Raw genomic sequence first — 12,544 nt, 5'->3', positions numbered from 1 at the left:
TCGACGGTGGTTGCTCATGGGTGGAACGTTGACTATTCGGCACGACAGGTTGTTTTTCACTAGTACTGCTTCGGCGTGGAACGTGGGGGATGGTCGGTCGTGTCGGGCACGTTGTTGGGTGTCTGAGGGTATGGCCGCGAGGTTGCCTTCAGTTGCCGGCCCCAGTGAACTCGCCCTTAGGGGTGGGGTGATGGGTGGCTGGTCGTTGTTTGAGAACTGCACAGTGGACGCGAGCATCTGTGGCCAAGTTTTTAAGGGCGCACGGTGGATGCCTTGGCACCAGGAACCGATGAAGGACGTGGGAGGCCACGATAGGCCCCGGGGAGCTGTCAACCGAGCTTTGATCCGGGGGTGTCCGAATGGGGAAACCCGGCAGTCGTCATGGGCTGTCACCCGCTGCTGAACACATAGGCAGTGTGGAGGGAACGAGGGGAAGTGAAACATCTCAGTACCCTCAGGAAGAGAAAACAACCGTGATTCCGGGAGTAGTGGCGAGCGAAACTGGATGAGGCCAAACCGTATGCGTGTGATACCCGGCAGGGGTTGCGCATGCGGGGTTGTGGGATCTCTTTTTCATAGTCTGCCGGCTGTGAGACGAGTCAGAAACCGTTGATGTAGGCGAAGGACATGCGAAAGGTCCGGCGTAGAGGGTAAGACCCCCGTAGCTGAAACATTGACGGCTCGTTTAAGAGACACCCAAGTAGCACGGGGCCCGAGAAATCCCGTGTGAATCTGGCGGGACCACCCGCTAAGCCTAAATATTCCCTGGTGACCGATAGCGGATAGTACCGTGAGGGAATGGTGAAAAGTACCGCGGGAGCGGAGTGAAATAGTACCTGAAACCGTGTGCCTACAAGCCGTGGGAGCGTCGCTGTTGTTCTTCGGAGCAACAGTCGTGACTGCGTGCCTTTTGAAGAATGAGCCTGCGAGTTTGCGGTGTGTTGCGAGGTTAACCCGTGTGGGGAAGCCGTAGCGAAAGCGAGTCCGAATAGGGCGTTTTAGTAGCACGCTCAAGACCCGAAGCGGAGTGATCTAGCCATGGGCAGGTTGAAGCGGAGGTAAGACTTCGTGGAGGACCGAACCCACCAGGGTTGAAAACCTGGGGGATGACCTGTGGTTAGGGGTGAAAGGCCAATCAAACTCCGTGATAGCTGGTTCTCCCCGAAATGCATTTAGGTGCAGCGTCGTGTGTTTCTTGCCGGAGGTAGAGCACTGGATAGGCGATGGGCCCTACCGGGTTACTGACCTTAGCCAAACTCCGAATGCCGGTAAGTGAGAGCACGGCAGTGAGACTGTGGGGGATAAGCTCCATGGTCGAGAGGGAAACAGCCCAGAGCATCGACTAAGGCCCCTAAGCGTACGCTAAGTGGGAAAGGATGTGGAGTCGCAGAGACAACCAGGAGGTTGGCTTAGAAGCAGCCACCCTTGAAAGAGTGCGTAATAGCTCACTGGTCAAGTGATTCCGCGCCGACAATGTAGCGGGGCTCAAGCGTACCGCCGAAGTCGTGTCATTCGTACATGTATCCCCAACGGGAGTACGGATGGGTAGGGGAGCGTCGTGTGCCGGGTGAAGCAGCCGCGGAAGCGAGTTGTGGACGGTTCACGAGTGAGAATGCAGGCATGAGTAGCGATACACACGTGAGAAACGTGTGCGCCGATTGACTAAGGGTTCCTGGGTCAAGCTGATCTGCCCAGGGTAAGTCGGGACCTAAGGCGAGGCCGACAGGCGTAGTCGATGGACAACCGGTTGATATTCCGGTACCCGCTTTGAAACGCCCAATACTGAATCAGGCGATGCTAAGTCCGTGAAGCCGGCCCGATCTCTTCGGAGTTGAGGGTAGTGGTGGAGCCGACGAACCAGACTTGTACTAGGTAAGCGATGGGGTGACGCAGGAAGGTAGTCCAGCCCGGGCGGTGGTAGTCCCGGGGTAAGGGTGTAGGGCGTGTGATAGGCAAATCCGTCACACATTAAGTCTGAGACCTGATGCCGAGCCGATTGTGGTGAAGTGGATGATCCTATGCTGTCGAGAAAAGCCTCTAGCGAGTTTCATGGCGGCCCGTACCCTAAACCGACTCAGGTGGTCAGGTAGAGAATACCGAGGCGTTCGGGTGAACTATGGTTAAGGAACTCGGCAAAATGCCCCCGTAACTTCGGGAGAAGGGGGGCCATCACTGGTGATTGGATTTACTCCATGAGCTGGGGGTGGCCGCAGAGACCAGCGAGAAGCGACTGTTTACTAAAAACACAGGTCCGTGCGAAGCCGTAAGGCGATGTATACGGACTGACGCCTGCCCGGTGCTGGAACGTTAAGGGGACCGGTTAGCTGACTTTCGGGTCGGCGAAGCTGAGAACTTAAGCGCCAGTAAACGGCGGTGGTAACTATAACCATCCTAAGGTAGCGAAATTCCTTGTCGGGTAAGTTCCGACCTGCACGAATGGCGTAACGACTTCTCGACTGTCTCAACCATAGGCCCGGTGAAATTGCACTACGAGTAAAGATGCTCGTTTCGCGCAGCAGGACGGAAAGACCCCGGGACCTTTACTACAGTTTGATATTGGTGTTCGGTTCGGCTTGTGTAGGATAGGTGGGAGACTTTGAAGCAGCCACGCCAGTGGTTGTGGAGTCGCCGTTGAAATACCACTCTGGTCGTGCTGGATGTCTAACCTGGGTCCGTGATCCGGATCAGGGACAGTGTCTGATGGGTAGTTTAACTGGGGCGGTTGCCTCCTAAAGAGTAACGGAGGCGCCCAAAGGTTCCCTCAGCCTGGTTGGCAATCAGGTGTTGAGTGTAAGTGCACAAGGGAGCTTGACTGTGAGACCGACGGGTCGAGCAGGGACGAAAGTCGGGACTAGTGATCCGGCAGTGGCTTGTGGAAGCGCTGTCGCTCAACGGATAAAAGGTACCCCGGGGATAACAGGCTGATCTTCCCCAAGAGTCCATATCGACGGGATGGTTTGGCACCTCGATGTCGGCTCGTCGCATCCTGGGGCTGGAGTCGGTCCCAAGGGTTGGGCTGTTCGCCCATTAAAGCGGTACGCGAGCTGGGTTTAGAACGTCGTGAGACAGTTCGGTCCCTATCCGCTGCGCGCGTAGGAATATTGAGAAGGGCTGTCCCTAGTACGAGAGGACCGGGACGGACGAACCTCTGGTGTGCCAGTTGTCCTGCCAAGGGCATGGCTGGTTGGCTACGTTCGGAAAGGATAACCGCTGAAAGCATCTAAGCGGGAAGCCTGCTTCGAGATGAGTGTTCCCACCCCCTTTGAGGGGTTAAGGCTCCCAGTAGACGACTGGGTTGATAGGCCAGATGTGGAAGCCCGGCAACGGGTGGAGCTGACTGGTACTAATAGGCCGAGGGCTTGTCCTCAGTTGCTCGCGTCCACTGTGTTAGTTCTGAAATAACGAACGGCCGTGTTGTTGCCCGGTGTTGGTTAATTTCATAGTGTTTCGGTGGTCATTGCGTTAGGGAAACGCCCGGTTACATTCCGAACCCGGAAGCTAAGCCTTTCAGCGCCGATGGTACTGCAGGGGGGACCCTGTGGGAGAGTAGGACGCCGCCGAACAATTATTCCGGGAAAGCCCCGCACCTCTGGTGCGGGGCTTTTCTGTGTTTATCAGGTGCCGGCTCGCCGCGGTCAGGGCCGCTGTTCGGGCTGTAGGGCGGGCGAGGCAGGGGCCCACAAGAAGGTTTGAACTTGGGCCGCGTGTGGTTATGGATATCCCTGGGTTCGGGGTATGCTCTATCTCGTTGCCACCGCGCAACAGGCCCCAATAGCTCAGTCGGTAGAGCGTCTCCATGGTAAGGAGAAGGTCTACGGTTCGATTCCGTATTGGGGCTCAGGTAATGGGAAAGGCCCCCGCCGATGGCGGGGGCCTTTCCCATGTCCGGTGCCTTCATGCTCAATCGTCCTGAGGTGAACCGGGTTGCCGGTGCCGGGGCGGCGAGCAACTCACCGGTGAGTCGCCGTCAGGCCGTGTGCGGCTCCGGGACCCGCATCGCCAGGATGGCCATGTCGTCGGAGGCCGGTTCGGCGGCGAAGCGTTCGACGGCCCGCAGGACACGGGACGCCACCGCTCCGGCTGTGAGGCCCGTACACGTGGTGAGAACGTCGGCGAGGCCGTCGTCCCCCAGCATGCGGGTGCCTTCACGGCGTTCGGTCACGCCATCGGTCACACAGAGCAGGACATCGCCGGGGGAGAGGGTGACCGATTGCTCGTACAGGTCGAGGTCCTCGATGACGCCCAGCAGCGGCTGCGGCTCGGCGGCTGCCTCGACCGTCCCGTCCTGGCGCAGGCGCAGTGGCAGGGGATGCCCGGCGCACACCACCTTGAGCAGGGCGCTGCCGTCCTTCTGTGGCCACAGCTCTCCGTAGAGGAGGGTGAGGAAGCGGCTGCGGGAGCCCTCGTCGAGGATGGCGGCGTTGAGACGTTCCAGGACGGCCGGGCCGCCGAAGCCCTCTCGGGCGAGCAGTCGCAGGGCGTGGCGGGCGAGGCCCGTGACGGCCGCGGCCTCAGGGCCCGTACCGCATACGTCACCGATGGCGAAGCCGTATGCGCCGTCGCGGATCGGGAAGACGTCATAGAAGTCGCCGCCGACCTCGTTGCCCTCGCCGGCCGCCCGGTAGATGACCTCGATCTCGACATTGGGGACATCGGGGAGACCCGGCGGCAGCAGGCTGCGCTGCAGGGACTGACTGATCGCCATGCGCTCCGAGTAGAGCCGGGCGTTGTCGAGGGCGAGGGCGGCACGGCGGGACAGGTCCTCGGCCAGTTCGAGGATTTCCTGGCGGAAGTGGTCGTCGGACGGTTTGCCGAGCGTGAGCATGCCGATCACGCGGTTCCGGGCGACGAGCGGGAGGACCACCGTCTCGCCGCCCACAGCTGCCGCGGTGGCCAGCGTCGTGCGGACGCCGGCGCCGAGAGCGGTGGACTCGCTGAGGCCGAGGCTGCGCATGGAGGTACGCAGGGCCGCCTCGTGGGCGGCCTCGGAGGGTGCGGTCCAGACCCGGGCGCCGGGTGTCGGCACGGGGTCCGGCGGGGAGATCTTGGAGAGCAGTGCCTTGAGGCCGTCGATGAGCTCCTCGTCCTCGTGCAGCACATACGAGAGGTACGGCTCCGAGGACTGGTCGGCGATCGTGTAGACGGCGCACCAGGTGGCCAGGGTGGGGACCGTCATCTGGGCCATCAGCGCCAGTGTCTGGTCCCGGTCGAGCGTGCCGGCAAGGAGGTCGGAGGCCTCGACGAGGAAGGACAGCGAACCGCGGCGAAGCCGTTCGAGTTCGCCGAGGCGGGCCGATTCGACGGCGAGCGCGATGCGGTCGGCGGCGAACTGGAGGCGCAGGGCCTCCTCGTTGGTGTATCGGCCCGGCGCTTCGGCGGCGACACCGAGTGAGCCGGTGAGCCGGCCCTCGACCTTGAGCGGGACGGTGACCACGGAGCGCATCCCGGTCCCGCCGAGCAGGGGTACGGCCCCGGGCACGGCGGTGAGGTCCTCGTGGACGGCGGGCATCCGGGCGGATCCGTACCGTCCGGTGCCGGCCTCGACAGGGACCCGGGCGAAGCGCTGACGGGCGGACGGAAGACCGGTCGTGGCCCGTACCTCCAGCTCCGTCTCGTCGTCCGTGGCCAGCAGCAGGAAGGCCGAATCCGCGTCGAGCATGTCGCGGGCCCGCTCGACGGTGCGCTGGAGCAGTCCGTCGAGGTCGTCGGGGGCGGGGGAGCCGATGAAGACCTCGAACGGGTCCGTGGTGCGGCTCTCGGCGCCGACGTCGGAGACGGGGGTGCGGACCGGGGACTGCAGTACGGCGCGCTCGTAGTCGCGGACGAGCAGGCAGACCGTCGACGGTTCGCCCTGGGTGTCGCGGACTCTGAGGTGCGAGGCATAGACCGGGATGGTGCGGCCGTCGGCGCCGCGAATCCCGTAACTGCCCTCCCAGCGGGAGAGCTGTAGCGCGTCGGCGATGCCCGTGTTGGTGCCGGGGGTGTGCGGCCACGCCATGAAGTCGGTGAGTTGCTTGCCGGTGACCTGATCCACGCTGTAGCCGAAGAGGTACGCGCAGTCGTCGTTCCAGGCAGCGATGGAACCGGAGCTGTCGATCTGGACGACGGCGACCCTTACGCGTTCGTCGGCGACCGGGAGGAGATCGGTGGGAAGCAGGGGGCCTGCGGAGCGGATGCCCACCGGGCGTTCGGGGAGTTCGAGCTGGAACCACACATGCTTGTGCGTCGGGGAGTACTCGACGCCCCACCGGGAGGCGAGCGCCGCGCAGAGCAGCAGACCCCGGCCGCTCTCCCGGTCCGGGCTGCCGAAGTCCAGACCGGTGCTCTGGAGCGGGATCTCCCGTTCCGGATAGTGGTCGGAGACCTCGACCCGGACGCCGTCCTCCGTACGCAGACACAGCACGTCGGCGGCGGTGCCTGCGTGTACCACCGCGTTGGTCACGAGCTCGCTGGTGAGGACGACCGCGTCGTCCACGATGTCGGTGTACCCCCAGCCCTGGAGGGTGTCACGCACGAAGGCGCGGGCGGTCGCGACGGAGCGCCCGACCGGGTCGAAGGTGGCAGCCGCGCGCGCGGTGATCACAGCACTCCCCATATGGTGTCTCGTCGCTTCCCCGAGTCCTGTGCCCGTTTCTCGCCGCTTCGATTCGCTTAGCCAGGCTAGACGCTCGGTCTCGGTCCCGGGTACACGAGGGCCGGGTTCGGACACGGGCGACCAGGATGTGGTCGGCGAATGGACAAGTGTGGGCTTCCCAACGGAGGGATGAGGGACAACCGTTGGAGGTTCCACCTCGATCTGTTTCGGCCTGGTACGTTTCAACGATTTGACGTCCGCATGGTCACCCGTCGACGGTGGGCAGTGGCGGTGAGCCAATGTGGAACTGGGCAAGCTCCCAGATAAAGGCCCGAGCGATACGGTCAACCCCTGCGGGAGGGACACGGTGGAGTCTGGCGTGGCGGCGCGGGGATCAGGCACGCGCACAAAAGGCGGACAGTCCGTGAAGAAACAGCGCAATGGAACGATCGACGTAGATGCGGCGGCGCTCAACAGACTGCTCGCGGGCCTGGTGGCGATGCGCGACGGGAACTTCCGGCGGCGTCTGACGGTGTCGGGCGACGGCGTGATGACGGAGCTCGCGGCGGTCTTCAACGAGGTCGCCGACCGAAATCTTCATCTCACCGGCGAACTGGCACGTGTACGTCGCGTGGTCGGGCGCGAGGGGAAGCTGACCGAGCGGCTGGAGACGGGGGCCTGCGAGGGCTCCTGGGCCGCTGCAATCGACGCCTCGAACGAGCTGGTCGACGATCTGGCGCGGCCGGTGTCGGAGGTCGGGCGGGTGCTCTCCGCGGTCGCGGACGGTGATCTCGAACAGCGGATGGAGCTCCGGTCGCACACGACCGACGAGACCGTGCGACCGCTGCGTGGCGAGTTCCTGAAGGTGGCCCGTACGGTCAACAACCTGGTCGACCAGCTGTCGGCGTTCACCGAGCAGGTGACGCGGGTGGCGGTCGAGGTGGGTACCGAGGGCAAGCTGGGCGGGCAGGCCCAGGTGCGCGGAATGTCCGGTTCCTGGAAGGACCTCACGGACTCCGTCAACACCATGGCGTACCGGCTCACCGCGCAGGTGCGGGACATCGCGCTGGTGACGACGGCGGTCGCCAAGGGTGATCTCTCGCGGAAGGTCACCGTCCATGTGGCCGGCGAGATGCTTCAGCTGAAGAACACCGTCAACACGATGGTCGACCAGCTGTCGTCCTTCTCCTCCGAGGTGACCCGGGTCGCCCGCGAGGTGGGCACGGAGGGCGAGCTGGGCGGTCAGGCCACGGTGCCCGGTGTGGCCGGGGTGTGGAAGGACCTCACCGACTCCGTCAACACGATGGCCGGAAATCTCACCTCGCAGGTGCGCGGCATCGCCGAGGTGACGACGGCGGTCGCCAATGGTGACCTGTCGCAGAAGGTCACGGTCAGTGCACGCGGCGAGGTGGCGCAGCTCGCCGAGACGATCAACCAGATGACCGAGACGCTGCGGACCTTCGCCGACGAAGTGACGCGCGTGGCCAGCGAGGTCGGTGGTGAGGGGCTGCTCGGCGGTCAGGCGCAGGTTCCGGGTGCGGCGGGTACGTGGAAGGACCTCACCGATTCGGTGAACACGGTCTTCCGGAACCTGACCACGCAGGTGCGGGACATCGCGCAGGTGACCACGGCGGTGGCCAGCGGCGACATGACGCAGAAGGTCACGGTCGACGTGGCCGGCGAGATGCTGGAGCTGAAGAACACCGTCAACACGATGGTGGACCAGCTGCAGTCCTTCGGTTCCGAGGTGACCCGGGTCGCCCGCGAGGTCGGTGTCGAGGGCCGGCTGGGCGGACAGGCCGAGGTTCCGGGTGCGGCGGGTACGTGGAAGGACCTCACCGATTCGGTGAACACGGCGTTCCGGAACCTGACGGGTCAGGTGCGCGACATCGCGCAGGTGACGACTGCGGTCGCGAACGGCGATCTGTCGCAGAAGGTCACCGTGGACGTGGCCGGCGAGATGCTGGAGCTGAAGAACACCGTCAACACGATGGTGGCGCAGCTGTCGTCCTTCGCGGACCAGGTGACCCGGATGGCGCGGGACGTGGGCACGGAGGGCCGGCTCGGCGGCCAGGCGCGGGTCGACGGTGTCTCCGGTACGTGGAAGGAGCTCACCGACTCCGTCAACTTCATGGCGGGGAACCTGACCTCGCAGGTGCGTCAGATCGCCCAGGTGACGACTGCGGTCGCGCGGGGCGATCTCTCGCAGAAGATCGACGTGGACGCCCGCGGCGAGATCCTGGAGCTGAAGAACACCATCAATACGATGGTCGACCAGCTCTCCGCCTTCGCCGAGCAGGTGACCCGGGTGGCCCGCGAGGTGGGCACGGACGGACGGCTCGGAGGCCAGGCACAGGTGCCCGGCGTGGCCGGTGTGTGGCGCGATCTGACCGATTCGGTGAACGGCATGGCGGGGAACCTCACCGCCCAGGTGCGTAACATCGCGCAGGTCGCGACCGCGGTGGCGCGCGGTGACCTGTCGCAGAAGATCGACGTGGACGCCCGCGGCGAGATCCTTGAGCTGAAGAACACCCTCAACACGATGGTGGACCAGCTGTCGAACTTCGCGGAGCAGGTGACCCGGGTCGCCCGTGAGGTGGGTACGGCAGGCATTCTGGGCGGACAGGCCGAGGTACAGGGCGTGTCCGGTACCTGGAAGGACCTCACCCAGTCCGTCAACGGCATGGCGAACAACCTGACCCTGCAGGTCCGTAATATCGCCGAGGTCACCACCGCGGTCGCCAAGGGCGATCTCTCGAAGAAGATCACCGTCGACGCCAAGGGCGAGATCCTCGAACTGGTGACGACCGTCAACACGATGGTCGACCAGCTGCTCAACTTCGCCGACGAGGTGACGCGAGTCGCCCGCGAGGTGGGCACCGAGGGCATCCTGGGCGGCCAGGCCCGGGTGCGAGGTGCGACGGGTATCTGGAAGGACCTCAGCGACAACGTCAACCTGATGGCCAACAACCTGACCAGCCAGGTACGGAACATCTCCCGGGTCTCGTCCGCGGTCGCCAACGGCGACCTCACCAAGAAGGTCACCGTCGAGGCCCGCGGCGAGGTCGCCGAGCTCGCCGACACCGTCAACACGATGGTGACGACGCTGTCGTCGTTCGCCGACGAGGTGACGCGAGTCGCCCGTGAGGTGGGCACGGAGGGAGAGCTGGGCGGTCAGGCGCGGGTCCCGGGCGTCTCCGGTACGTGGAAGGACCTGACCGAGTCGGTGAACTCGATGGCGTCCAACCTGACCGGTCAGGTGCGCCAGATCGCCACGGTCACCACAGCCATCGCCAAGGGCGATCTCACCAAGAAGATCGACATCGACGCCCGCGGCGAGATCCTGGAGCTGAAGAACACCATCAACACGATGGTCGACCAGCTCTCGTCGTTCGCGGAGCAGGTGACCCGGGTGGCCCGCGAGGTGGGCACCGAGGGGCAGCTGGGCGGCCAGGCCCGGGTCCGGGACGTCGACGGCACCTGGCGCGACCTCACCGAGTCCGTGAACGAGATGGCCGGGAACCTGACGCGTCAGGTGCGAGCCATCGCGGCCGTCGCCACCGCGGTGACCCGTGGCGATCTCAACCTCAAGATCGACGTGGACGCGGCCGGCGAGATCCAGGCCCTCCAGGACAACATCAACACGATGATCGCCAACCTGCGCGACACGACCGCCACCAACAAGGAGCAGGACTGGCTCAAGGGCAACCTCGCCCGGATCTCAGGTCTGATGCAGGGGCGCCGTGATCTGGACGACGTCGCTTCGCTGATCATGAGCGAGCTGACCCCGGTCGTCTCGGCGCAGCACGGGGCGTTCTTCCTGGCCGTGCCGACCGGGGACATCGAGGCGATGGGTGCGGAGGCCGACAAGGAAGGCGCGTATGTGCTCCGGATGCGGGGCAGCTACGGCTACTCCGCGGGATCGATGCCGACGTCGTTCCGGCCGGGCGAGACGCTCATCGGCACAGCGGCGGAGGAGAAGCGGACGATCCAGGTGGACAACGTGCCGCCGGGTTATCTGAAGATCTCCTCGGGGCTCGGCGAGGCGCCGCCCGCGCATGTGGTCGTGCTGCCGGTGCTCTTCGAGGGGCAGGTCCTCGGTGTGATCGAGCTGGCCTCGTTCCAGCCGTTCACCCACATCCAGCGGGACTTCCTCAACCAGCTCGCCGAGATGATCGCGACGAGCGTCAACACGATCAGTGTCAACACCAAGACGGAGAAGCTCCTGGAGCAGTCGCAGGAGCTGACCGAGCAACTGCGTGACCGGTCGGAGGAGTTGGAGAACCGGCAGAAGGCGTTGCAGGCCTCCAACGCCGAACTGGAGGAGAAGGCCGAGCTGCTGGCCCAGCAGAACCGCGACATCGAGGTGAAGAACACCGAGATCGAGGAGGCCCGGCAGGTTCTGGAGGAGCGTGCCGAGCAACTCGCCGTCTCGATGCGCTACAAGTCCGAGTTCCTGGCGAACATGTCGCACGAGCTGCGTACGCCGCTCAACTCCCTTCTCATCCTGGCCAAGTTGCTCGCGGACAACGCCGAGGGCAATCTCTCGCCGAAGCAGGTGGAGTTCGCCGAGACGATCCACGGGGCCGGTTCCGATCTGCTTCAGCTGATCAACGACATCCTCGATCTGTCGAAGGTCGAGGCGGGCAAGATGGACGTCAGCCCGACCCGGATCGCGCTGGTCCAGCTGGTCGACTACGTGGAGGCGACGTTCCGGCCGCTCACCGCGGAGAAGGGGCTCGACTTCTCCGTACGGGTGTCGCCGGAGCTGCCGGCGACGCTGCACACGGACGAACAACGGCTGCTGCAGGTGTTGCGCAATCTGCTGTCCAACGCGGTGAAGTTCACCGACAGCGGCGCCGTCGAGCTGGTGATCCGCCCTGCCGGCGCCGATGTGCCGAACGCCATCCGTGAGCAGCTCCTCGAAGCCGGTTCGCTGCGCGACGCCGACGCCGATCTGATCGCGTTCTCGGTCACCGACACCGGCATCGGGATCGCGTCCAGCAAGATGCTGGTGATCTTCGAGGCGTTCAAGCAGGCGGACGGTACGACGAGCCGCAAGTACGGCGGTACGGGGCTCGGGCTGTCCATCAGCCGGGAGATCGCCCGGCTGCTGGGCGGCGAGATCCATGCGGCGAGCGAGCCGGGCCGTGGCTCGACCTTCACGCTGTATCTGCCGCTGCACCCCAGTGAGCTGCCGCCGCAGGGTTACCCGCAGATCGGTCCCGGTCCCATCGAGTCGCATGGCCAAGCGGTCGAGGAAGGGCTGATTCCGGAGGCGGGGGCGGGCGCCGGTCTGTTGGCGCCGTCGCACGGTCAGGTCGGTTCCGCAGGGCTGTTCCGGCATCGCCGCAAGGCGCTCGGCGGAAGGGAGCAGAGGCCCGCGCTGTCGGCGAGGAGCACCGCGCCGGTGCAGGAGTCGTGGGCGGCGGCCGGCCAGGAGGAGCCCGAGGTCCGCAGGGTGTTCCGGTTCGATGGCGAGAAGGTGCTGATCGTCGACGACGACATCCGTAACGTCTTCGCGCTGACCAGTGTGCTGGAGCAGCACGGTCTCTCGGTGCTGTACGCGGAGAACGGGCGCGAGGGCATCGAAGTCCTGGAGCAGCACGATGATGTGACGGTTGTGCTGATGGACATCATGATGCCGGAGATGGACGGCTACGCGACGACGACGGCGATCCGCCGGATGCCGCAGTTCGCCGGGCTGCCCATCATCGCGCTGACCGCGAAGGCGATGAAGGGCGACAGGGAGAAGGCGATCGATTCCGGCGCTTCCGACTATGTCACCAAGCCGGTTGATCCTGATCATCTGCTCTCCGTCATGGAGCAGTGGATGCGCGGAGAGTGATCGTCGATTGAACGGATCACGATAACTTGCTGATCGGCTGTGCTCGAAAGGGTGTGAGAGGGCGGTGGACGGGGAACCTTCTGGTCTCCCACCGCGTTTTTGGTATGTGCACAGTGACATCG

2 protein-coding genes, 1 tRNA gene and 2 rRNA genes are annotated in these 12,544 nt (G+C 64.5%); 4 read left to right on the top strand and 1 reads right to left on the bottom strand.

The genetic code is table 11. The features are described 5' to 3' along the window. Positions 1-241: 241 nt before the first annotated feature. The 3 genes from OG963_RS13715 to OG963_RS13705 all read left to right on the top strand — a co-directional run bounded on the left by OG963_RS13715 (position 242) and on the right by OG963_RS13705 (position 3,838). Positions 242-3,367: ribosomal RNA gene (locus tag OG963_RS13715) — 23S ribosomal RNA — on the top strand. Between the two features lie 79 nt (positions 3,368-3,446). Beyond that, a 5S ribosomal RNA gene (gene rrf, locus OG963_RS13710) occupies positions 3,447-3,563 on the top strand. A gap of 202 nt (positions 3,564-3,765) precedes the next feature. Next, positions 3,766-3,838: transfer RNA gene (locus tag OG963_RS13705), tRNA-Thr, on the top strand. 129 nt (positions 3,839-3,967) lie between these two features. Here the strand turns inward: OG963_RS13705 and OG963_RS13700 are convergent. After that, positions 3,968-6,595, bottom strand: a complete 2,628-nt coding sequence (locus tag OG963_RS13700; RefSeq protein WP_093777384.1) for a SpoIIE family protein phosphatase — start codon at positions 6,593-6,595, stop codon at positions 3,968-3,970. 403 nt (positions 6,596-6,998) lie between these two features. Here OG963_RS13700 and OG963_RS13695 point away from each other — a divergent pair, with 403 nt between their 5' ends. Continuing rightward, complete coding sequence (locus OG963_RS13695; RefSeq protein WP_030927044.1) at positions 6,999-12,422, top strand: HAMP domain-containing protein; 5,424 nt, start codon at positions 6,999-7,001, stop codon at positions 12,420-12,422. Positions 12,423-12,544: the final 122 nt, after the last annotated feature.

Origin of the sequence: Streptomyces sp. NBC_01707 (genome assembly GCF_041438805.1) — a bacterium.
GTDB lineage: Bacteria > Actinomycetota > Actinomycetes > Streptomycetales > Streptomycetaceae > Streptomyces.
This window is presented reverse-complemented; position numbering and strand designations above follow the sequence as displayed.

Excerpts from the sequence above, each read along its gene's own strand:
- OG963_RS13700 (WP_093777384.1), bottom strand. The coding sequence starts at position 6,595 with ATGGGGAGTGCTGTGATCACCGCGCGCGCGGCTGCCACCTTCGACCCG.